Annotated in this window: 16 protein-coding genes and 2 pseudogenes; 10 read left to right on the plus strand and 8 right to left on the minus strand. The window is 59.9% G+C overall.

What is annotated here, in order from left to right:
• Positions 1–4: 4 nt before the first annotated feature.
• The 3 genes from MOV76_RS03755 to MOV76_RS03765 all read right to left on the minus strand — a co-directional run bounded on the left by MOV76_RS03755 (position 5) and on the right by MOV76_RS03765 (position 3,405).
• Entirely contained in the window at positions 5–895 is an 891-nt protein-coding gene (locus MOV76_RS03755; RefSeq protein WP_047620821.1) for a carbohydrate ABC transporter permease, read from the minus strand.
• Positions 892–1,851, minus strand: a complete 960-nt coding sequence (locus tag MOV76_RS03760; protein ID WP_247263860.1) for a carbohydrate ABC transporter permease — start codon at positions 1,849–1,851, stop codon at positions 892–894. The genes MOV76_RS03755 and MOV76_RS03760 overlap by 4 nt, the downstream gene beginning before the upstream one ends.
• Positions 1,852–1,926: 75 nt before the next feature.
• Complete coding sequence (locus MOV76_RS03765) at positions 1,927–3,405, minus strand: sugar ABC transporter substrate-binding protein (protein WP_247263861.1); 1,479 nt, start codon at positions 3,403–3,405, stop codon at positions 1,927–1,929.
• Between the two features lie 209 nt (positions 3,406–3,614).
• Here MOV76_RS03765 and MOV76_RS03770 point away from each other — a divergent pair, with 209 nt between their 5' ends.
• From MOV76_RS03770 to MOV76_RS03785, 4 genes are all read left to right on the plus strand, one after another.
• On the plus strand, positions 3,615–4,325 hold the full coding sequence (locus MOV76_RS03770) for a GntR family transcriptional regulator (protein ID WP_018246003.1): 711 nt from the start codon (positions 3,615–3,617) through the stop codon (positions 4,323–4,325).
• A gap of 53 nt (positions 4,326–4,378) precedes the next feature.
• Positions 4,379–5,545, plus strand: a complete 1,167-nt coding sequence (locus MOV76_RS03775; RefSeq protein ID WP_247263862.1) for a mandelate racemase/muconate lactonizing enzyme family protein — start codon at positions 4,379–4,381, stop codon at positions 5,543–5,545.
• 68 nt (positions 5,546–5,613) lie between these two features.
• Positions 5,614–6,975: a mandelate racemase/muconate lactonizing enzyme family protein gene (locus tag MOV76_RS03780; RefSeq protein WP_247263863.1), complete on the plus strand. Its 1,362-nt coding sequence runs from the start codon at positions 5,614–5,616 to the stop codon at positions 6,973–6,975.
• Positions 6,976–6,992: 17 nt separating this feature from the next.
• On the plus strand, positions 6,993–8,189 hold the full coding sequence (locus MOV76_RS03785) for a mandelate racemase/muconate lactonizing enzyme family protein (protein ID WP_247263864.1): 1,197 nt from the start codon (positions 6,993–6,995) through the stop codon (positions 8,187–8,189).
• Between the two features lie 143 nt (positions 8,190–8,332).
• On the opposite strand, the gene putA is transcribed toward MOV76_RS03785, so the two are convergent.
• Both putA and MOV76_RS03795 read right to left on the minus strand, forming a co-directional pair.
• The gene (gene putA / locus MOV76_RS03790; RefSeq protein ID WP_247263865.1) at positions 8,333–12,040 is read right to left on the minus strand and encodes a trifunctional transcriptional regulator/proline dehydrogenase/L-glutamate gamma-semialdehyde dehydrogenase; all 3,708 of its coding nucleotides are present in this window, start codon (positions 12,038–12,040) and stop codon (positions 8,333–8,335) included.
• Positions 12,041–12,068: 28 nt separating this feature from the next.
• Entirely contained in the window at positions 12,069–12,275 is a 207-nt protein-coding gene (locus MOV76_RS03795; RefSeq protein WP_018246008.1) for a hypothetical protein, read from the minus strand.
• A 151-nt stretch (positions 12,276–12,426) separates the two neighbouring features.
• On the opposite strand from MOV76_RS03795, the gene MOV76_RS03800 reads away from it, so the two are divergent.
• A complete protein-coding gene (locus tag MOV76_RS03800; RefSeq protein ID WP_018445105.1) occupies positions 12,427–12,921 on the plus strand; it encodes an Lrp/AsnC family transcriptional regulator in 495 nt (164 codons plus the stop codon).
• A 217-nt stretch (positions 12,922–13,138) separates the two neighbouring features.
• On the opposite strand, the pseudogene MOV76_RS03805 reads toward MOV76_RS03800, so the two are convergent.
• Positions 13,139–13,320, minus strand: a pseudogene (locus MOV76_RS03805) (winged helix-turn-helix transcriptional regulator); the annotation flags it as partial.
• Here MOV76_RS03805 and MOV76_RS03810 point away from each other — a divergent pair.
• Positions 13,308–13,562, plus strand: a pseudogene (locus MOV76_RS03810) (SDR family oxidoreductase); the annotation flags it as partial. The pseudogenes MOV76_RS03805 and MOV76_RS03810 sit on opposite strands and share 13 nt — an antisense overlap.
• Before the next feature lie 83 nt (positions 13,563–13,645).
• Here MOV76_RS03810 and MOV76_RS03815 read toward each other — a convergent pair.
• Positions 13,646–14,542 carry a LysR family transcriptional regulator gene (locus MOV76_RS03815; RefSeq protein ID WP_247263866.1) on the minus strand — a complete coding sequence of 299 codons (897 nt, stop codon included), beginning with the start codon at positions 14,540–14,542 and terminating at the stop codon, positions 13,646–13,648.
• A 94-nt stretch (positions 14,543–14,636) separates the two neighbouring features.
• On the opposite strand from MOV76_RS03815, the gene MOV76_RS03820 reads away from it, so the two are divergent.
• The 3 genes from MOV76_RS03820 to MOV76_RS03830 are packed head-to-tail and all read left to right on the plus strand — an operon-like array spanning position 14,637 to position 17,083.
• Complete coding sequence (locus tag MOV76_RS03820; protein WP_018445107.1) at positions 14,637–15,824, plus strand: MFS transporter; 1,188 nt, start codon at positions 14,637–14,639, stop codon at positions 15,822–15,824.
• Positions 15,825–15,852: 28 nt separating this feature from the next.
• On the plus strand, positions 15,853–16,599 hold the full coding sequence (locus MOV76_RS03825) for an SDR family oxidoreductase (RefSeq protein WP_247263867.1): 747 nt from the start codon (positions 15,853–15,855) through the stop codon (positions 16,597–16,599).
• A 13-nt stretch (positions 16,600–16,612) separates the two neighbouring features.
• Entirely contained in the window at positions 16,613–17,083 is a 471-nt protein-coding gene (locus MOV76_RS03830) for a cyclophilin-like fold protein (RefSeq protein WP_018246013.1), read from the plus strand.
• A gap of 282 nt (positions 17,084–17,365) precedes the next feature.
• Here MOV76_RS03830 and MOV76_RS03835 read toward each other — a convergent pair whose 3' ends face one another.
• Positions 17,366–18,403, minus strand: coding sequence for a class I SAM-dependent methyltransferase (locus MOV76_RS03835; RefSeq protein WP_247263868.1), 1,038 nt, complete (start codon positions 18,401–18,403; stop codon positions 17,366–17,368).
• A 180-nt stretch (positions 18,404–18,583) separates the two neighbouring features.
• Between MOV76_RS03835 and MOV76_RS03840 the strand changes: the two genes are divergently transcribed.
• Positions 18,584–20,581, plus strand: coding sequence for a bifunctional diguanylate cyclase/phosphodiesterase (locus MOV76_RS03840; RefSeq protein WP_247263869.1), 1,998 nt, complete (start codon positions 18,584–18,586; stop codon positions 20,579–20,581).
• Positions 20,582–20,704 lie beyond the last annotated feature (123 nt).

A 20,704-nucleotide genomic window follows, 5' to 3' on the forward strand; every position in this document is an offset into this window, starting at 1 on the left:
CTCCCTAGTGCTTAACGGCGCCCTCTGTCAGGGCGCGTACGAAGTATCGTTGCAGGACGAGGAACAGGACCACGACGGGCACGCTCATCATGAAGCTGGCCGCCATCAGGCCCGGAAAGTCCGTCGTATTTTCCGAGAAGAAGCGCTGGATACCGACCGGCAGTGTCAACTGGTCGTTCTTGGAGAGGAACGTGTAGGCGTAGATGTACTCGTTCCACGCGCCGATGAAGGAATAGATCGCCGTGGCGATGATTCCTGGCGCCGAGAGCGGCATCACGATCAGGAGAAAGGCCTGGAACCGCGTCGCTCCGTCGATGCGCGCCGCCTGCTCGAGCTGCACCGGGATGTTGTCGTAGAAGCCCTTGAGGAGCCAGATTGCCAGCGGCAGGCCGAATGTGAGGTAGGTGAGAATGAGCGATCCATGCGTGTTCACCAGCCCGATCGCGCGCATCAGGATGAAGAGCGGCACGAGAAAGATCACAGCCGGGAACATATTGCGAAGCAAGACGGCGAAGAACAGAAAGTTCCGGCCCGGGAAGGTGAAGCGCGAAAACGCGTAGGCCGCCGGAACCGCCACGATCACCGAAAGGATGGTCGTGGCAGTGGAGACGAAAAGGCTGTTCCAGAAGAAACGAAGGAAGTCCTGGCCGACGCTGTTTTGCGGATCGAGCAGCTTCTGGTAGCTGTCAAGGGTGGGTTGGTCAGGCCACCATTGCGGCGGGAATTGCATGGCCGCGAAGCCGGACTTGATCGAGGTGATCAGCATCCAGATCATCGGCAACGCAGTGTAAAGCAGCATGAACGCGAGGAAGATGCGTCCGCCCCACCGCCATCCGTCGATGCGCATACGGCGACGGGCCTGGCCTCGAGGAGCAGTCTCGGCAATCGTGCTCATGCGGTCCCATCCTTCCGCTCGTTGCCGCTTAGAGCACGGACGTAGAAGTAGCCGAGCGACATCAGGATCAGGAACAGCAGCACCGAATAGGCCGATGCCACCCCCCAGCGCTGGCGGCCGAAGGCGAGCTCATAGATGTGAGTGATCCAGATATGCGATGCGTTCGACGGCCCGCCGCCGGTCATGATCCAGGGGATGATGAATGAATTGAAGTTGGCCACTGCCAGCAGAAGGATCGTCACCGTCGAGACGTTTCTCAAATGCGGGAAGGTGACGTGCCAAAACCGCTGCCATGCATTGGCTCCGTCGACTCTTGCGGCGCGCAGCAACTGATCGGGAACCGTCTGCAGGCCAGCCATCATCATGATCATGGCAAACGGAAACTCCCGCCAGATATTGACGACGATCAGGGAGGGCAGCACTGTGCTGACGCTGTCGATGAAATTCGGCGGCCTGTCGGCCAATCCGAGGCCGACCAGCACCGCGCCGATAATCCCAAAGTCTGAATGGTAGATCCACTTCCAGATATAGGACGCGGCGACCGCGCTGATGACCCAGGGAATGATCAGGATGGCCCGAAGGATGCCGCGGCCGACAAAGTCGCGATGAAGCGCCAGGGCGCAGGCAAACCCCAGGACAAATGAGATGAAAGTGGATCCCAATGTCCAGATCAGAGTGTTCGAGGTGACCTTCCAGAACACCGGACTTGTGAGGATGGCGGTGTAGTTGCCGAGGCCGATGAAAATCTTGTCCCGGAGCTGCAGGCCAGGCGGCGTGTTGAAGAACGACAGCTCGATCGTGTAGTAAATCGGATAGGCTATGACGATGAGCATCACGGCGATCGCAGGGAGCACGTACGCGTAGTCGGCGCGATGCTCCCAAATCTTTCGCAGCACACCGGACCTATCGGGTTGCAGTCTCCGGCGAGCCTCTACCTTGCCGATCAAGATCGTCACCGTGGCGTGCCCTTATTCTTCGGAACAACCGGCCGCACTCTTGGCGCAGCCGGTCAGATCGTGGTCAGGCTTGGTCTAGAGTCCGCCGTCCATCAGGTCTTTTACCTTCTTGGCCGCGTCGTCCGCTGCTTGGTCGACGGTCATGGCTCCGGTCAGGGCATTCTGCAGCATGTCCGGGACGATGATATTCATGATCTCGGGGGACTGCGGCAGCGCCGGGAACGGGATGCCGTATGGCAGCATCGAGGTCGTGACATCAAGGAACTTGATGTTCTCCAGACGCTCCTTCATCCATTTGGTCTTGAAGCCGTTAAGGTTTCCCGGGTTCGAGCCGGCATAGGCCATCTTCAGCGACCATTCAGGGCTCGTCCACATGCAGATGATAGCCTTTGCGGCCGGCTCGTCTACCTTGCCGCCCTCGACATATTCGGGCTTCAGGATGTGAATGTTCGAGCCGCCAAACACGACGGCACGCTTGCCGTCGGGGCCAGTCGGAATCAGGCCGTAACGCATGTTGTCGATGACGGTCTGCGCCTTGTCCTTGTCGGTAGCCGTCGCCTTTTTCTGCAGGTCGAGCATAACGTTGTAGTCGGACGGGTGCGAGATCATCATGCCGAGCTGGCCGCCGAGGAAGAGGGGCTGGTTGTCGGCCTGCTGGTTGGTGAGCGCCGAAACCGGAACCGACTTGTCGCGAACATACATATCGTACGAGGCTTGCAGCGCCGCCTTGCTCTGCGGGCTATTGAGCTCGACCTGCTTATAGGTCGGGTTGGCGGTAGCTTCGTCGAAGACGCCTCCGCCATAGGCCCACAGCTGCGGCATGAAGCGATACGGCGTATTGCCGGCATTCTTGCGAGCCACGAGGCCGTAACCGGCAATGCCGAGCTTGTCGTGGATCTGCTTGGAATACTTGACGACGTCGTCCCAGGTTGCCGGAGCCTTGTCCGGATCGAGGCCTGCACGCTTGAAGATGTCGGCGTTCCAGATGAACGCCATCGTCTCGTTGTTGGTTGGAATGCCGTAGGTCACATCCTCCCAGGTCACGGCCTTCATTGCGCCGGGCCAGAAGTCCTCGGTCGAATACCCAACATCCTCGGGTTTGAGCGGCTGCAGATAGCCCTTTGAGGCGAACTCGGTGCCACCCAGGATTTGCAGGCGGACCGCCATGGGCGCTGCATTACCCAAGAGCGCGGTCCGGAACTTGTCCAGAAGGTCGTTATAGGTGAGGGCTTGTTCCTCAAGCTGGATGTTTGGATAGGTTTTGCGGAAAGTCTCGAAGAACTCCTTGTAATACTGGCGCAGGAGGTCGGGGTCGCCCTCGAACACGCCCTGATACCAGAAAGTCAGTCGCCCCTTGTAGTCGAGCGGCGTGACCTTGGCGCAATCGCCCGCCGTGTCAAAATCCTGCGTGCCGGCAATGGAGCGGACATATTCCGGCGACCACTTGCTCAAGTCGACCGGCGCACCCAGCGCCGACGCGGACATCAGCGATACCATCAAAGCAGTGGAGACAGTGCCGCGCAGGACGGCACCGCCGAGTGAAATCCTCGTCATAAGGTATCCTCCAGGTTCTCCCATGCCGCTCTGCATCGAGGCGAGCGGTCTTTGCTCATCGGCCGCGGGACGCTTTCAGCCAATGTATCCCTTCGATATTTTTATACATTTTCAGATCACGAATTGCCTGTCAACTAGACAAATCGTACATTGTTTATAGCAATCTCGCGTGATAACGAGATCAATGTGTGTATTGATTGGGGACAGCCTTGGCCGAAACAAGCGATTTTAAAGCAAAGCCCCCCGAAGGGATCGACGCTCTCGGGGCCTCCAGCGAGGGCGCCTCGCTTTATCAGCTGATCAGGGAAGACATCATCGAAGGGCGGCTGGCTGCCAACGAGCGGCTTGTGGTCACCGATCTCGCCCGGCGCCACGGCACCTCAACCAACCCGGTGCGCGAGGCTCTGCAACTGTTGCGCGGCGAAGGCTTTGTCACCCTCGTTCCCAACCGCGGAGCGCGCGTGCGGCCCATAGATCAGGATTTTGTACGGGACATCTACGAGATCGGAGTCTTGATCGAGCCGGCACTGACGCGATGGTTCGTGAATATGGCCACCGTCGAGGACATTGCTGAACTCGAACGCATCCAAGGCCTGATTGAAGAAAACGACTTCGCCGACACGTTGAGGCACAGCGAGCTGGACACCGCCTTTCACACCGTAATGTACCAAAAGCACTACAACCGCCATGCCGCCGAGCTTTGGTGGAAGCATCGCGAAGTGCTTCGAGCCGTGAGCCGGCGTTTCAACTTTACGCTCGCTCGGCGTGCCGCGATCCTTAGCGAGCATCGTGAGCTCATAGCGCATGTAAAGGCGGGAAATGCGAACGAGGCAGCCGAACTCATTGCACGCCATGTCGAAGGTTCCGGCCGGCACATCCTCGAACACATGCGCGCGCGTAACGCCGCTCGGGCAGGATAGAATAGATAGCCTGGAATATCGTTATCCCGACCACGTCAGTAAAGGCAGTTGAGATGAAAATCACCAGCGTTCGGCCGTGGCTAATCAGATCCGATGCTTCCTATTGGGGAGAGTTTCTGTTCGTCGAAGTGACGACCGACGAGGGGGTGAGCGGCTGGGGAGAGATCACCACCACGACAAGGCTCGCCAATCGCGCACTCTGCACGATCCTGCGGCAGATCGGTGCCGCTGTAACAGGCGAGGACCCGGCGCGTATTGAATATCTGTGGCACAAGATATTCCGCAGCTTCACCTATATGGGCAGCCGCGGCGCCGCAGTCGAATGCGTAAGCGCCATCGACATAGCCCTTTGGGACATCCGAGGCAAAGTTCTTGGTAAGCCGATTTACGAGCTGTTGGGCGGACCGGTACGCGATGAAATCGCGCTCTACACCCATCCCAACCAGGCCAAATTTACCAGCAAGGAGGCCGTGGTCCGCGAAATTAGAGACATCGTCGAGTCCGGCCACACTGCGCTCAAATTCGATCCTTTCCCCCACCAGGGCCGCACCGCCGATGGACAGTCCCGCGAACAGCGGGACGGCTACCTCGATGGCAGCATGACCCGCAAGGATGAGCGCGAAGCCGCCGAACTCACGGCTCTGATCCGCGAAACGGCGGGCTCTGATGTCGACATCCTCATCGATGCGCATGGCCGCTTCGACGTTCCCACCGCCATTCGCCTCTGCCGGAGCCTCGAGGAAGCTGGTCAGATCGACTGGTTCGAGGAGCCCTGTCCACCGGAGAGCCTCAATGCCCTCAAGCAGGTCCGTGAGAAGGTCAGCGCCGCTATCTCGTGGGGCGAGCGCGGCCACACGAAGTGGGATTTCGTGCCGGTGCTCGAAAACAAGCTTGCCGACTACATCATGCCTGATGTCACCTGGACCGGCGGCATTACCGAACTCAAGAAGATTTCTGCCCTATGCGAAGCCTACTACATCCCGGTCTCGCCGCATGACGCAGCAGGACCGATCAACGTGGTTGCGGGAGCGCAGGTGATGATGACCGTTCCTAACTTCTACAAACTCGAAACGTCGGAGTGGAATCTCGGCAAATACGATCACCTCATCGACAGACCACTCGATGTTTCGAACGGCAGCCTCAAGCTTACGCCGAAGGCTGGTCTCGGCGTTGAGATGAACCGCGACTACCTTCAAAACCACCAGATAGAGCTGGACTAGCTAGCAACGCTCTGCGCCGCCGCAGCCGTGCGCGGCGACAAGCCCCGCCGATAGAACGAGGACAAATCATGCCAGAGGCAGATGGAGCCGACGAGGCGCTCAATCGGGTGAACACGCATTCCAAGCCATCCGACCTTCGCATCACCGACATGCGGGTAGCCGAAATCGTCGGCGCGCCCTTCACCTCAGCGCTACTCAAGATTTACACCAACCAGGGCATCGTCGGGCTTGGCGAGGTGCGCGACGGCGCCAGCGCCACCTACGCGCTGATGCTAAAGAGTCGGTTGCTTGGCGAGAACCCTTGCGACATCGACCGCCTGTTTCGCCGGATCAAGCAGTTCGGCGGGCACGGCCGGCAAGGCGGCGGCGTATCGGCCGTCGAAATCGCGTTGTGGGATCTTGCCGGCAAGGCCTATGGCGTCCCCATCTACCAGATGCTCGGCGGCCGGTTTCGGGAGAAAGTGCGCGTCTACTGCGACACCGACGCCACCGTGCCGAGCGGCACCGAGACCGGCAGGCGCCTCAAGCAACGCATGGAGCTCGGGTTCACCTTCCTCAAGATGGATCTGGGGCTGATGCAGATCGCAGATGTGCCCGGTGCGGTCGTGTCTCCTGCCGGCTCACTTGAAGGGTACCGCAACCACCCCGGCCGCGGCCCGCTGAAGACCATTGAAGAGCGGCGCGTCCGCAACGCTGCGTACGATTTGCATAACGTCCCACACCCGTTTACCGGCCTTCACTTTTCCGACAAGGGCCTCGACTTCCTTGAGCAATACATTGCCGAGGTTCGCCAGGTCATCGGCATGGATATTCCGCTCGCCATAGACCACATCGGCCACATCTCAGTGCAGAACGGCATTCGCCTTGCCAGGCGAATTGAAAAATACGTGCCAGCCTGGCTCGAGGATGTGATCCCATGGCAGTACACTGAGCAGTACCGACAACTGCAGGACGCCACTACGGTGCCGATCTGCACCGGTGAGGACATATACCTCAAGGAAGGCTTCGAGCCGCTGCTCAAGAGCGGCGGCATCTCCGTTATCCACCCAGACCTGCTCACCAGCGGGGGCATCCTCGAGACCAAGAAGATCGGAGATATGGCGCAGGACCGTGGTGTCGCCATGGCCATCCACATGGCAGAAAGTCCAATCGCCGCAATGGCCGCGGCACATGTGGCGACCGCGACTGAAAACTTCATGGCGCTCGAATACCACTCCGTCGATGTCGACTGGTGGGACGATATCGTCACCGGCCTTCCCAAGCCACTCGTAAAGGACGGCTTTATCACTGTTCCTCACAAGCCGGGCCTGGGGATTGACGACGTCGTCGACGAGGTGATCTCGCAGCATCTGCAGCCGGGTGTCACCGGCATCTGGCAGCCCACGGATCACTGGGACGATGAGTATTCCTGGGATCGCACCTGGAGCTGAGGCGAAAAGGAACGAAGATGAAGATCACCGATCTCCGCTGCGCCGTTATCGGCAAACACCCGATCGTCCGCATCGTTACGGACGAGGGCCTCCATGGCTTGGGCGAAGTCGAGTTCACCAAGTCCTACCTCAAGCCCTGGGTGCTGCATTTCCGCGAGGTGCTGATCGGCGAGGACCCGACCGACGTCGAGAGAGTCATGCTGAAGATCCGTCAACGCGGCTCTTTCAAGCCGTACGGCGCGGCGGTAAGCGCTATCGAGCATGCGCTGTGGGATATTGCCGGCAAGGCCGCGGGCGTGCCCGTCTATAAACTACTCGGCGGCAAGGTGCGCGACAAGGTGCGCGTCTACAACGGCTCGATCCGCCGGCAACGCACGGGCGACCGGCCGGAGGATTACGCCGCTGACGTCAAATGGATGATGGAGCAGCCGCAGAACTTCTTCATGATCAAGCAAGGAATCTCGTTCCACTCCAACATGAAGGACACCATTGAGGGCTTCCACTACGGCGTGACGCAGAAGGCCGGCTATCACGGTGCCATGGATCAGGGCGTGATCAGCGAGCGCGGTTTCAATCACATGCTCGACTGCGTGATCGCGATGAAGGAAGTGCTGGGCGACAAAGTCAGCCTGGCGCTCGACTGCGGCCCGGGCTGGATGCTGCCCGATGCGATCAAGTTCGCTCGCGCGGTCGAGAAGTACAATTTGATGTGGCTCGAGGACATGCTGACTGGCGACTATGTGCCGTGGGTCAATCCGCAGGCCTATCGGGAACTGACAACCTCCACCTCGACGCCAATCCACACTGGTGAGCAAATCTACCTGCGGCACAATTTCAAGGAACTGATCGAGACGCAGGCGGTGCGCGTGATCGGCCCAGATCCAGCCGATATTGGCGGTATTGCCGAACTCAAATGGGTCGCCGAGCACGCCTACATGCACTCTATCCTGATGGCACCGCACGGGGTCGCCAACGGCCTGCTAGGCCTCGGCGCGTTGATCAATGTCTGCGCCACCTTGCCCGCAAATTACATCGCGTTCGAATATCCGAGCGCCAGCGACCCCTGGTGGGAAGATCTGGTCGTTGGCTTGCCACCGCAGATCGTGAAGGACAGTATGGTGGACCTGCTGGAAGCGCCGGGGCTGGGCCTCGATATCGACGCCGAAGCGGCCAGGAGATATCTCAGGGAAGAGGATGCGGGCTTCTTCGACTGAACCTCCCTCCTCACGCCAACAATACCGTGTCGCGACGGGATCGCCGCCCGTCGCCCTTATAGGCCGAGGTATCGAGCTTGAATCCCGGGAAGAGAGCCGTCTGGAGTTTCGAGGGCGCATTTTCTGCGCCCTCGTATTGCAACTCAGCCGATGGCCATGAGGCTTGCATTGCCGCCGGCAGCTGCTGTGTTGATCGACGTCGACACCTCCTCCAGCAGCCAATTCAGGCAATAGGCCTCGGGATCGCTCGCCAATTCCTCGGTCGTCGCGGCCTGAACCAGCAGAAGCGGACCGGGCAGGTGAGCGATCTTCTGATTGACGGCCAGAACCCTGTCGCGATCTCCTTCGACGAGGGCACCCGAGAACGGCCCGTCCTTTTCCCAATCCGATGTCCAGGAAATCCGGCTGGCGACAGCCGCCGGAAGATCCGCCAGGACTGACTTCGACAGGGAACCCGCGTCGACGACGATATGGTTGCCGGTCGATAGGGCTGCGGCGATCTGGCGATGAAGCCCGCTTTCGGTCTGCGGCACGAGGAGAATACGGCCGCGGGGATGGAGCGCGTAGAGATTGAGCTCCCCGACCGGACCGGTGAGCTCGCGTTCGAGCCCGAGCGCCGAACGGCTCGCATATCCACGCGCCGCTTCCCCCTCGCCCGGCAGGCCCTTCTTATCGAGCCAGACAATGTAGTCACGAAGGGCGAGGTCCGTATGAACGGAATCCTGCTGCGGCGGCACCGGAGCGCGTTGCACCAACCGGCCGATATAGAGCGGACCGCCGGCCTTCGGACCTGTTCCCGACAAGCCGCGACCGCCGAAAGGCTGCACGCCGACGACGGCGCCGATGATGTTCCGGTTGACGTAGAGGTTGCCAGCCTTGATGCGGCTGGTCACATGCGCGATCGTTTCATCAAGCCGGGTGTGAAGCCCGAATGTGAGCCCATAACCCGATGCGTTGATGTCGTCGATCAGACGGTCGAGCCCGTTTCGCTTGAAGCGGATGACGTGCAGGACCGGTCCGAAGACCTCCCTCGTCAGGTCCGACAGCGACTTGATTTCGATAATCGTCGGCGGAACGAAGGTCCCCGCCGCGGCACTTTCGGGCAGCGGCAGCTGATCCACCTTGCGGCCTAAGCCGCGCATATGCTCGATATGCTGGTCGATCTCCGTCTTTGCGCTGTCATTGATGACTGGGCCGACGTCGATGCTCAGCCGATCGGTACGGCCGATCGTCAGTTCGCGGAAGGCACCCTTCAGCATGTTGAGGGTCCTGTCGGCGACATCGTCCTGAAGGCAGAGAACTCTGAGCGCCGAGCAGCGCTGACCGGCGCTATCGAAAGCCGAGGCAATGACGTCGGCCACCACCTGCTCGGCCAGTGCCGAGGAGTCGACGATCATGCCGTTCTGACCGCCCGTTTCGGCGATCAGCGGAATCGGCCTGCCGCCTGCTGACAGCCGTTCCGCCAGCTGCGCCTGGATCATGCGGGCAACTTCGGTCGACCCGGTAAACATGACGCCTGCCGTCTCCTCCGCCCCGACCATGCCGGCGCCAAGGCGGCCGCTGCCGGGCACGAACTGCAAGGCACCGACAGGCACGCCCGCCTCGTGGAGGATCTTCACGCTCTCTGAAGCAATGATCGGCGTGACGCCGGCCGGTTTTGCAAGCACGGGATTGCCGGCCACCAAGGCAGCGGCGACCTGCCCGGTGAAAATCGCCAGCGGGAAATTCCACGGGCTGATGCAGACGACCGGGCCGAGGGGCGCATGCGAGGGGCCGAGGGTCTTGCGCGCCTGTTCGGCATAGTAGCGCAGGAAGTCGATGGCCTCACGCACCTCGCCGACGGCATTGGCCGCGGATTTGCCGGCTTCGCGCATGACGATGCCCATCAGCGTCTTGATGCGGGCCTGCATGATGTCGGCCGCACGCTCGAGACAGGCGGCACGCTCGGCCGGCGGCACGGCGGCCCATTGTGGCGCATGCTCCGCAGCCATGCGAACGATGCGCGCTGCCTCCTCGACCTTCACTTCGGTCACCGTGCCGACAACATCCCGGTGATCGGCAGGATTGAGAACCTCCCGCGTCACCCCATCTGTAGAGCCGTCGGCAAGGATGGGAAGTGCGTGCCATAGGGTCGCAGCCGTGGTGGCGAGCGCCTCAGCCAAATCCGAGAGGGTGGCCTCGTTCGAGAGATCGAGGCCGTCCGAATTGGCCCGGGCGTTACCGTAAAGAGCCTTCGGCGAGGCGATCTGCACGTGGGGGGCGCCAACGACCGGCATGGCTGCGACGATTTCGGCGGGATCGGCGATCAGGGCCTCGACCGAGACATTCGGATCGGAGATGCGGTGCACAAAGGAGGAATTGGCACCATTTTCCAGAAGACGTCGCACCAGATAGGCGAGCAGCGTCTCATGTGTTCCCACAGGCGCATAAATGCGGCAGGGCCGGTCCAGTTTTTCCTTTCCGACGACCTCGTCATAGAGAGGTTCGCCCATGCCATGCAGGCATTGGAACTCGTATTTGCCGACAGCGAAATCAGGACCCGCCAGACGATAGATCGTGGCGAGCGTCTGAGCATTATGGGTGGCAAATTGCGGGAAGACCGCATCCGGAGCGTCGAGCAGCTTGCGCGCGCAGGCGATGTAGGCGACATCGGTGTAGATCTTGCGGGTATAGACCGGATAGTCGTCGAGGCCGTCCAGCTGGGCACGCTTGATCTCCGCATCCCAATAGGCGCCCTTGACGAGACGGACCATGACCCGGCGCCCGGAACGGCGTGCGAGATCGATGATGTAGTCGAGGACGAAGGGGCAGCGCTTGCCATAGGCCTGCACGACGAAACCCAGCCCATTCCATCCGGCGAGCTCAGGGGCAAAGCAAAGCTCCTCGAGGAGATCGAGCGAAAGCTCCAGCCGATCGGCCTCCTCCGCGTCGATATTGAGGCCGATATCATAGGTCTTGGCGAGAACGGCCAGCGCCTTGACCTTCGGCAGCAGCTCACCCATCACCCGGCCGGCCTGCGACCTCACGTAACGCGGATGCAGGGCCGAAAGCTTGATCGATATGCCCGGGCCGTCATAGATGCCACGCCCGTCCGACGCCTTGCCGATGGCATGGATCGCCTTTTCGTAATCCCGGTAATAGCGCTCGGCGTCAGCGCCCGTCGTGGCGGCCTCGCCCAGCATGTCGTAGGAATAGCGGAAACCACGAGCTTCCAGCGGCCGGGCGCGCTTCAGCGCCTCTGCGATCGTTTCGCCGGTGACGAACTGCTCGCCCATCATGCGCATCGCCATATCGACGCCGCGACGGATGACCGGCTCGCCGGCGCGCGCGATCAGCCGTGTCAGCGCTGCCGACAGGCTTCGGTCGTTAACGGTCGAGGTCAGCTTGCCGGTGACGACGAGACCCCAGGTGGCGGCGTTGACGAACATGGATTTTCCACCGCCGATATGGGAGGTCCAGTTGCCCTCGGCGATCTTGTCGCGGATCAGCGCGTCCCGGGTTTCGGTATCGGGAATGCGCAACAGCGCTTCGGCGAGGCACATCAGCGCCACGCCTTCCTGGCTGGAGAGCGAGTATTCCTGCACCAGCCCTTCGACACCGGTCCCCTTGTGCTTGGCGCGCAACGCCTCAATCAGGCTGCGGGCCGTGCTGCGAATGTCATAGCGTTTTGCCTCGGAGACACGCGCTGCGGCAACGAGCGGCGGAAGGCATTCGGTTTCCGGTCGGCGATAGGCTGCCGTGATGGCCTGGCGAAGTTCGGATTGCGGTCGGATCGGTGGGGCAAAGCCGGAGAACGGCGCGCCGTCGACGGGATCATGGGAGGGCGTGGAGGGCGTCGCTGCGTTCAACATGGGGGTCCCTATTCAATCGATGTTTGGTCTAGCGGATAAATGGAACAGCGGGCTCATCGTCCCAGAGCGCATCATCCGTGAAAGCGGGGCCGGAATATTCCGTCTCGCGCAGCGGGCGCGCATCTGGTCTGTCGCGCTTGAAGGTGAGCGCCGCCGCCACAGCCCTTATTGCCACCGGCCGGTAGTGAACGAGCAGGTCGGGTTTTTGGTCATCATCCGCTTCGTTGTCATGCATGTATGATCCCCCGTTTTGAGGTCGACGCCGATACCGATCACAGCGCTCTTTCACCCGGCGCCCAATCTATCACAGCCCCAGATCGCGATCTCACTTGATTTTTACAGTTCCTAGGCCGTATGAACTTATTAATACGTCATCGAGAGTTCAAATGGCCACAGAAACTGACATCTTTAGTGAATTGGACCAGTTCGATAAAAAAATCCTCGCCGCACTCGCCGAGGACGGAAGGCTATCGATCACCGATCTGGCTACGCGTGTCGGACTGTCGAAGACGCCATGCCAGATTCGCTTCAAAAGGCTGATCAGCGAAGGATACATCGAAGGCTTCAAGGCCATCCTCAATCCGTCGAAAATGCAGCTCGACCACATTGCTTTCGTCGAGGTGAAACTCTCCGATACCCGCGAGCATGCGCTGAAAAGCTTCAACGATGCCATCAAGAAGATCGGGGAAGTCGAAGAGTGTCATATGATTGCAGGCAGATTCGATTATCTGCTGAAAATCCGCACCCGCGATATCGGCCGCTACCGTCGGGTTCTGGGCGAGCGTATCTCGACGCTGCCTCACGTTGCCAGCACATCGACGAATGTCGCCATGGAGACGATCAAGGAAGGCTGGGACAAGTCCGGTTCGAGTTTTTCGTGAATGTGATCCGTGGGAGGCTATGACTAGCTGCCAGTGAGCTGCCGTAGAATCCAAAACGCGCGACCGAAGCTGCGCATAATCGGTCCAATTTGCCGCCGGACGAACTGCGATATCTTCCTTGTCGTCGGCCGTCGCGCCAATGTGATCATTCCGATCATTCGCATGAAGCGATGGCTAGAGCGGTTGCGGCAAGGGTAGCCATCCACCCGCAGCCAGTTCAACCATCTTTCGCTTTCCGACCGCGTGCGCTCGGTTTCACCGGCACGTCTTGCCGTACTCATTCCACCATGCCGTCAAAGCCTCCATGGTGGGGCCGAGGCCCCGCGCTTTCTGCGTGATCTCATATTCGACGCGCGGAGGAACCTCCGCAAAGATGGTGCGGGACACGAGCCCGTCCGCGCACGGCGGCACGCGAATGGGGTGCCGACAAGATCACCGTGAACAACGTTCTGCCGCTTGCGGACACCTGGGGCGCCGCGGAAAAGGATGTTCCTCCGCCGGCGAACGCGCTCGCGCGTTTCGGCTCGCCGGAAGACGACATTGCCCCGGTGGTGCTGTTCCTGGCCAGCAAAGATTCCCAATTCATTACGGGATACAGCCTTACCCCCGACGGCGGCGCAATCATCGACAGCGCTCGATAACAGCCCACGGCAACCGTCGATGAGCAAGGGGCGCAGCATGTTGCGCCCCGTTGTCCGGCACAGTCTCTCGACATGAGTGTTGGTTACCGATGCCGGTAGCGAAAGGCTTCGACGAAGGCGGAGAAAGCAGGGGATGGATGGCGCCGGCTGGGGTAATAGAGATGATACCCTTGGAACGTTGGCGCCCAGTCCGCCAGAACTTCGTGCAGTTGACCGCTGTCACAATATTGCCTGATGAGATCCCTCGGCACATAAGACAGCCCCGCCCCATCGAGAGCGGCATTGATCGCAGGTCCTATGTTGCTCATCACGAGCTGGCCTTCCACACGTACGCTGAACTCGCGGCCATCCTTTTCAAACTCCCAGGCATACAGAGCGCCTGACGTCGGAAGACGCAGGTTCACGCAATTGTGGTCCGTCAAGTCTTGCGGGGTCGAAGGTGCAGTGCAGGCCGCAAAATATTCCGGTGATCCGACCACGGCATAAGAGATATCGGGCCCGATGCGAACGGCCACCATGTCGCGCGCAATCGCTTCGCCGAGCCGCACGCCGGCATCGAATTGGCGCTCCACGATATTTGTGAAACCGTTGTCGACGATGAGTTCCACGGTGATATCGGGGTAATCCCGTAAAAATGCCGACAGCCTCGAACGGAAAACCAGCTCCACGGCATCATCGGGACATACGAGGCGGACTGTGCCCGAAGGCTTGTCGCGCAACGCGCCGAGGGCACTGATCCCGGCGGCGATGCTCTCGAAATGCGGCTGGATAGTTTCCACGAGGCGTGCACCGGCCGCCGTGGGAGCCACGTCACGCGTCGTGCGGGAGAGAAGCCGGACGCCGAGTCGGGCTTCGAGCGCGCTGATCGTATGGCTCAACGCCGAGCGCGTAACTCCCAATTTTGATGCAGCGCGCGTGAAACTCCGCGCCTGAGCCACCTCCAGAAACGCACGCATTTCCGTGAACTCGTCGCGCCGCATTGTTGAATCTCCTTCATCACGACGTTCAGATTATAGCTTCTAGTCGCGCAAAACCAGTCCGGCTATCTATCTGGCAACGGACAGGAGAACGTGAATGACCGTCGAGTTGACATTGAATGAGACCTCACTGATGGACGACACGGCGACCTCATGGTCTGCTGTGACCTGTCTCTCGCTTCTCACTTTCCTTTTGGTGGGTCTGGAATTTCTCCCTGTGAGCCTTCTGACTCCAATCGCCAGGGACCTCTCTATTTCAGAGGGGCAAGCCGGATTGGCGATCACCGTGTCGGGTGTCTTTGCGGTTCTCACCAGCCTTTTCGGCAATGCCTTCCTGGCGAGGATCGACCGGAAGTCTGTCGTCTTGCTCTATACGGCGGTTCTTGTTGCATCGAGCTTGGCGGTTGCTCTCGCACCCAACTTCCCTGTCTTTCTCGTCGGGCGGTCCCTGGTCGGCGTTTCGATCGGCGGCTTCTGGTCGCTGTCGACGGCTATTCTGGCACGCTTGGTTTCGGACCGTGATCTGCCCAAGGCCATTGCGCTTCTGCAAGGTGGCACCGCATTCGCGCTCGTCCTTGCCGCGCCACTCGGCAGTTTTCTTGGCGGGTTCATCGGATGGCGCGGAACCTTCTTCATTACCGTGCCGATCGGAATTGCCGCACTCGTCTGGCAACTGGTCGTTCTGCCGAGGATGCCGGCGACATCAACCGTCTCGGTGGCCAGAATATTCGGGCTGCTGCGCAATCGCACATTCGCAGTTGGAATGGCGGCGACCGGCTTGGCCTTCATTGGCCAGAACGCACTGTCCATTTATCTTCGCCCGTTCCTCGAAGGCGTCACGGGACTGGAATTGAATGTTCTGTCCATGGTGCTTCTCGGCCTCGGAGTCGGCGGGCTAGCTGGAACCTCCGTGATCGGCTTCGTCGCCCGGCGCCACCTCCTACTCGTTCTCGTAGGTCTGCCGGCTGCTCTTGCTGTCCTTGCCCTGCTGCTGATCGCTCTCGGGCCGTTCGCAGCGATTACGACATTGCTGCTCGTCTTCTGGGGATTCTTCTCGACCCCGATTCCGGTGGCCTGGAACACCTGGATGGCCGCCATCGTTCCCGGTGAATTGGAAGCGGCAGGTGGACTGCAGGTGGCGCTGATCCAGCTCGCCATTGCAGGCGGCGCCTTTGCTGGCGGCATGCTGTTCGACGCCGCGGGATGGCGGAGCACCTTCCTTCTGGCCGCCTGCCTTCTCGCCGGCTCGGCTGTCCTGGCCGCGCTCGCCGGCCGCCGTTCCTGAGCCTTCAGAAACCAAACAGGAGATCATCATGTCCCAAGGAATTGAAAACAAAGTGGTCGTCATCACCGGGGCAAGCAGCGGGCTTGGCGAAGCCACCGCGCGTCACCTTGCGGAGCGCGGCGCGCCCGTCGTCCTCGGCGCGCGGCGTAGCAACCGCATCGCTGCGTTGGCTGAGGAGCTGTCCGCCAAGGGCTATAAGGCCAAGGCAGTCCAAACCGACGTCACGGACCAACATCAAGTCAAAAAGCTCGTCGACACGGCCGTCAACGCGTTCGGTCGCATCGACGTGATGCTGAACAATGCCGGCCTGATGCCACTTGCGCCGCTCGAACGGCTCAAAGTTGACGAGTGGGATCGCATGATCGACGTAAACATCAAAGGGGTGCTCTACGGCATCGCAGCAGCGCTTCCGCACATGAAGGCGCAGAAGTCGGGGCACATCATCAACGTATCCTCCGTCTACGGTCATGTGATCGATCCGGGCGCCACCGTCTATTGCGCGACGAAATTCGCCGTGCGCGCCCTCTCGGAAGGGCTGCGGAAGGAAGTGAAGCCGTACAACATCCGGACCACGATCATTTCACCCGGCGCAGTGAGCACCGAACTCCTCGAACACATCAGCGAAAAGGACATCCAGGCGGGCACAAAGGAGTTCGTCAGCAAGATCGCCATCAGCGCGGACACGTTCGCCCGAACGGTCGCCTTCGCGGTGAACGAGCCGGACGATGTCGACATCAACGAAATCCTGTTCCGGCCGACGGCTCAACCTGTCTGACGCGAGGCGCGCTATGTCGATGACATCCAAGTTCATGAGCCGTCGCGCGGTGCTGGGCGGAACCTTGGCGGCGGCCGCTCTGCCTCTCGTGGCGCAAGGGCAGGACGAGCGCGGCCCGGCGGAGCCCGAGGCGACAGGCGTCAGGATCCGGATAGGCTTCAACAATCTAACCCTGACCGCGACACTCGCCGACAATCCGACGGCGCGCGATCTCGTTTCCATGCTGCCCCTGAACCTTAAGATCGAGGACTATGGCAGGAACGAAAAGATCGTCCATCTGCCGCGCAAGCTCACCGAAGAAGGCAGCGGTGCGTTCGGAAACGAGCAGCCGGGCGACCTTTGCTACTTCAAACCCTGGGGTAACTTGGCCCTGTTCTACGCGGATTACCGCTGGGACGGGCTGATCAGGCTCGGCCGCTTCGACAATGACTTCGAGCCGTTGCTGGTGCGCGGCGAGTATCCGGTCCGCATGGAACGCATCTGACAAAGGTTGCATGAGCAGAAATCTAAAATAGCGTTCCTCTCGAGCGTCCGTTGAGCCGAGATCGGCCAGCACGTCAAACCGATATCTGCTTCGGATGACAATGGCAGGAATACTGCCACCGAAGCGTCCCCCGTTCGCCGCTTGGCATCGCCATCTCCTCCCGTGCGAACGCGGAACCGGGCCGCCGCAGATTGGTCGTCAGCAGCGGGTGAACGAGCGAGCGAGACCTTGGTGGCCGAGTAGACGCTGAAGGTCAGCAAGCCCTTCAAGCCAACAAGCGGCCTACCGCGGTCTTTGAATTTCACAGTAGACAATGCTGCGGTTTGAGCCGGACCAAACCGACACCTTCACATCCGCCCCAGTGACGCTTTCACTGGCAATCAAGCCCATCTCTCGTTCTGACCGCAGCAGCAGCGCCCAGTTCATGAATGTCTCCATATAGCCATCGACCTCCGTCTCCGGAGAGAAGTTAGCAAATAGGAATGTGCCGCCAGGCTTAAGCATGCTGACGCACTTCTTGGTCAGCTTTACGGCTACCGCGTCCGGCAAATAGTCATAAAGACCCGCGGCATAAACGAAATCGAACATTCCCAGCGCATGCCTTCCACCGAGCAGGGATTTGACCGACCCGTTCACCGCTTCGACGGACGTGCCGGCGAAATCGCGGGTGACGGTTCCAACGCTCATCGGGTCTTGATCCAAGGCTACCCAGCGCCTGATCGCGCCGGCGCCGAGAGCGCGTGACAAAGGCCCCTCACGAAGATGTCCGGCCGCGATGGCGAGGACTTCGGCGGAACCAGGCCGGGCCAAAGCGATTTCGTCAACGCGGCGAGCCAGAATGTCTCGACGCTCTCTTACCGCGACGGATGACGAAGCATTTCGAGTGTAGGCGTAGATCGAGCGTCCCAGGTTGCTCGCTGATAAGACGGCGTCCTCAATCTCAGGTCTGCCGTAGATGAAGTCGAGAAGGCGTGCGTCGCCAGAATAGCCGCGCGGCTTTTCGAACGACCAGCGGGTCAATGGATCTTGATGAAGATAGTGAGCAACTGGATGAGATTGCGCGATCGGAACGATGACGTCCCACACCTCCGGATGAAAGCGCCGCCGTATCTGATGCAAGGCGTCGGTAAGACGCTCGATTATCGCATTAGGCTCGATGCCGGATTTGAACTGACGGATCGACACGTCAAGGCTGAGGGCAAGCTCGGCTCTGGCAACGATAAGGTGGCCGGGATCTGGGGCAGCAACCCTTCTTGCCGCCCGACGAATTTCACCTGGCGCAACAAGACTTTCACCGTCCAAGACCAGGTTTTGTGCCATTTCGAGCCCCCTTTGACATAGCGTTAAGCATAATCAACCTCGAAATAGGATGCGACTAGAATCTACACGGGATAAGGGTAATTCTACTCTTGCGGGTCCGATGCTACCCCTCTAACAAAGCTAAGCAACAAGACAAACCGGTTGCAGGTTGCCGAACGCAACTCTGGAGGGCGCCGAAGTATGGCTTACTTTTCAACATACTTTAGATGGCTGTCAGTCCGGCGTTTTTGCAGGACCGCGGCTTACGCTAATGTCCAGCCCGACGAATCCACCGCCAGCTTTTCATTCGCCGAGGCCCTCAAGTCTTTGAAAACTGAAAATGATGCTGTCCGCGAGCGGAGTTCACGGCATGGTCTTTGGATCGCGGTTGCCGTTTATGTGTCCTTCGCATTTCCCGACCGTTGGCTGATCCCCGATGTTGCGCCTGTGACGATCGCCGCGCGATTCGTCATTGCAACGATCGCTCTGCTGGTTTTCGAGACCCTGCGCCTGGCAAAAGCGCAAACCGTCTGGCTTGACATCACATGCGCCTCGGCACTGCTTGCGGGCTATGTGGGCTGGCTTTACCCGGCGATTGCCACCCGCGACGTCACCGCCATGTCATACTACATGATATTCGGCGCCATCTTCATGATGGGCGCCAACCTCTTTTTCAGTTTCCCGTTTCGGCTTTCGGTGATCACCTCGAGCCTCGTTCTTTGCGCATTTTTCGTTACGATCGAGGAATTTTTCCCGTCAAGCCAAACCTACAAGTTTGCCTTCGGGTTGTTCTACATTTCGTGCTTTATCTTCACGTCTTTCGTCAATTGGCGATTGAACGTGGAGCGTCGAAACGTGTTGTTGAACGCGGCGGAGGCTCGCCACCAGCACTGGGAAGCGTCCGAGCGGGGAAGGTCACTGCTCGAGCTTTCACATACTGACTACCTGACAGGCATAAGCAACAGACGCGCGCTGGATCGGCGACTCGACGAATGCTGGGCCGCTTGGAAAGACGAACAACGCGACTTCTCCGTGTTCCTCATCGACGTCGACTTTTTCAAACGCTTCAATGATCGCTACGGACATCAGGAAGGAGACCGATGTCTGACTGTCATCGCCAATGCGCTGAAGGCAGTTGTAGAGTCGTCCGACGGCATGATCGGCAGGTATGGTGGCGAGGAGTTTATCGTGGTCATGCCGGCTGCCCTCCCCAAGGTCGCGATGACTCTCGCCGAGAAGATCAGAATGGAAGTCGAGTCTCTTGCGATTGCTCACGACGAGCGACCAGATGATATGTCGATCGTAACCGTCAGCATTGGCGCCGCCTTCACCCGCGAGAAAGTTGGAGAGAAAGTTGAACGAATAGTGCGTGAAGCCGACCTTGCTCTCTACAATGCCAAAGCAAGTGGCCGAAACTGCATTCGTAGTTTTGATCCGTTGTTGCCTCGCCCCGACGACTATGCTGGTAAACTCGTCCCACTGCTGGCGGCCGCCATTGATCGCAAACTGGTTTCGCTCGTGTACCAACCGATCTTCGACGTGACGAACGAGAAGGCAAGAGCTGTCGAGGCTTTGATGCGCCTCAGGATGCCGGACGGCACCGCGGTTTCGCCGAAGACATTCATTCCGGTGGCAGAACGAAGTGGCGCTATCCTCGAACTGGGCAGGTGGGCGATCGAGACGGCATGCCGCGATATATTGATGACCGATCGCATGGCTACCGTCAGCGTCAACGTGTCGCCAATACAACTGCGTTCCCCCGGCTTTGCTGCCAGTGTCGCTGATATCCTTGCTCGGTGCGGGGTCTGCGGATCGCGACTAGCCTTGGAAGTCACTGAGGGCCTGGACATGGATATGCAGTCGGAGGTGCTGAAATGCATTGCCGATCTGCGGGCACTCGGCGTCGAGATATGGCTTGACGACTTCGGCTGCGGTTTCGCGGGCCTCTCTTGGCTGAGGGCAATCGAGTTTCAGACGGTCAAGGTCGATAGAACCTTCCTGCACGACTGCTCGAACCCACGCGGTCTGATGATGCTTCAGGACATGATTGCTCTCATCCGCAATCGTGGGAATACGATCCTGGTGGAAGGCGTCGAAACTGCAGCACAGTTTTCCCTTCTCAAGGATCTTCGCATCGACCGCGTCCAGGGCTTTCATATGGGAATGCCGGTTAGCGCTGAACTTCTGAGCGCGGCATAACTCGCCTCAAGGTTTCCAGATGGCTCAGCACGTTGCCGATGATCGGTGCGTGGTGCATGACGTCTCTGCCAATTGCGAATTCAGAGGTGAGCGTGGCAAGCATACCCTTATCTTCTCGCCGGG

Origin of the sequence: Rhizobium sp. PRIMUS64 (assembly GCF_023006465.1) — a bacterium.
Taxonomy (GTDB): domain Bacteria; phylum Pseudomonadota; class Alphaproteobacteria; order Rhizobiales; family Rhizobiaceae; genus Rhizobium; species Rhizobium leguminosarum.

Bases quoted from the DNA above. Each gene is read 5' to 3' on its own strand.
- MOV76_RS03755 (WP_047620821.1), bottom strand. From the start codon at position 895: ATGAGCACGATTGCCGAGACTGCTCCTCGAGGCCAGGCCCGTCGCCGT.
- MOV76_RS03765 (WP_247263861.1), bottom strand. From the start codon at position 3,405: ATGACGAGGATTTCACTCGGCGGTGCCGTCCTGCGCGGCACTGTCTCC.
- MOV76_RS03775 (WP_247263862.1), top strand. From the start codon at position 4,379: ATGAAAATCACCAGCGTTCGGCCGTGGCTAATCAGATCCGATGCTTCC.
- MOV76_RS03780 (WP_247263863.1), top strand. From the start codon at position 5,614: ATGCCAGAGGCAGATGGAGCCGACGAGGCGCTCAATCGGGTGAACACG.
- MOV76_RS03785 (WP_247263864.1), top strand. From the start codon at position 6,993: ATGAAGATCACCGATCTCCGCTGCGCCGTTATCGGCAAACACCCGATC.
- putA (WP_247263865.1), bottom strand. From the start codon at position 12,040: ATGTTGAACGCAGCGACGCCCTCCACGCCCTCCCATGATCCCGTCGAC.
- MOV76_RS03795 (WP_018246008.1), bottom strand. From the start codon at position 12,275: ATGCATGACAACGAAGCGGATGATGACCAAAAACCCGACCTGCTCGTT.
- MOV76_RS03800 (WP_018445105.1), top strand. From the start codon at position 12,427: ATGGCCACAGAAACTGACATCTTTAGTGAATTGGACCAGTTCGATAAA.
- MOV76_RS03815 (WP_247263866.1), bottom strand. From the start codon at position 14,542: ATGCGGCGCGACGAGTTCACGGAAATGCGTGCGTTTCTGGAGGTGGCT.
- MOV76_RS03820 (WP_018445107.1), top strand. From the start codon at position 14,637: ATGACCGTCGAGTTGACATTGAATGAGACCTCACTGATGGACGACACG.
- MOV76_RS03825 (WP_247263867.1), top strand. From the start codon at position 15,853: ATGTCCCAAGGAATTGAAAACAAAGTGGTCGTCATCACCGGGGCAAGC.
- MOV76_RS03830 (WP_018246013.1), top strand. From the start codon at position 16,613: ATGTCGATGACATCCAAGTTCATGAGCCGTCGCGCGGTGCTGGGCGGA.
- MOV76_RS03835 (WP_247263868.1), bottom strand. From the start codon at position 18,403: ATGGCACAAAACCTGGTCTTGGACGGTGAAAGTCTTGTTGCGCCAGGT.
- MOV76_RS03840 (WP_247263869.1), top strand. From the start codon at position 18,584: ATGGCTTACTTTTCAACATACTTTAGATGGCTGTCAGTCCGGCGTTTT.